Consider the following 1,302-nt stretch of genomic DNA (forward strand, 5'->3'; position numbering starts at 1 on the left):
TCGGTATAGAGTCTGATACAACAGTTTATAACGGACCGTTCGTTCTTAAAGATTGGAAGCATGAACAAGGATGGCAATTAAAGAAAAATGATCAATATTGGGATAAAAAGACTGTAAAACTTGAAGAAGTTAACTTCAGTGTTGTTAAAGAACCAGCAACTCTTATCAATTTATATGATAGCGGTCAAGTTGACTTTGCTTTATTAACTGGAGAGTTCGTAGATAAATACAGAAATAAGAAAGATGAATTCGGAACATTTTCACAAGTAAGTACGTACTTCATTCGTATGAACCAAAAACGTGATGGACAAGATACACCATTAAAGAGCAAAAAATTGCGTGAAGCAATTGCACTTTCTATCGATAAGAAAAATCTAGCAAATGTAATTTTAAATGATGGATCAAAAGAAGCTGACTTCTTAGTACCAAAAGGTTTAGCAACTGGACCGGACGGTAAAGACTTCCAAGAAACGTTTAAAAATGGTTTGAAACCAGATGCTAAAAAAGCGGCTGCATCATGGGAAGAAGCGAAAAAAGARCTTGGTAAAGATCAAGTTACAATTGAATTMTTAAACTACGATACTGGTAATGCGAAAAAAGTTGGAGAATATATTAAGGACCAAATTGAGAAGAACTTAAAAGGTGTAACAGTTAAYATTAAACTTCAACCATTTAAGCAAAAACTAAAATTAGAATCWGAKCAASAWTATGATWTYTCRTATGGCGGMTGGAATCCAGATTATGCRGATCCRATGACGTTCTTAGATATGTTTGAGACTGGACATTCTCATAATCAAATGAGCTTCTCTGACCCTAAATATGACGGCATGGTGAAAAAAGCCGGTACTGAATTAATGGGTGATGCGAAAAAACGTTGGGAAGAGTTAGGGAAAGCTGAAAAAACATTACTTGAAGAAGATGTAGCGATTGTACCTTTATATCAACGTGGAGATTCTTATGTTTTACAACCAAATGTAAAAGGTGTAGTAAAACATAATATCAGTCCAGAATTTAGCTTTAAGTGGGCGTACGTGACTGAAAAATAATAGAATTAAAAAAGCATTTTAAAGTAGCTTAGCTACTTTGAAATGCTTTTTTTAGCTCAGTTAAATAGAGAAGAATAAGGCGTATAGTACGTACATATAGTAGATGGGGGATAAAGCATACTAAATTATGGAAGTTAAAATCAGAATATTTAAAATATAACTATTTACAAACACGTAAAATAGAGTAGAATAATATTAGTTATAATTTTCTGAAAAGTAAACCATTAACAAGGGGTCTCTTAAGGGTTGGTAATGT

General features: G+C 32.8%; 1 protein-coding gene. It reads left to right on the forward strand.

The window, feature by feature from the left end; genetic code table 11:
- Positions 1 to 1,046, forward strand: a 1,046-nt coding sequence (locus AC1DJR_RS30150) for a peptide ABC transporter substrate-binding protein (RefSeq protein WP_477004277.1), incomplete at its 5' end; no start/stop codon positions are given.
- Between the last annotated feature and the right edge of the window lie 256 nt (positions 1,047 to 1,302).

Source organism: Bacillus sp. 05T31, assembly GCF_056396725.1.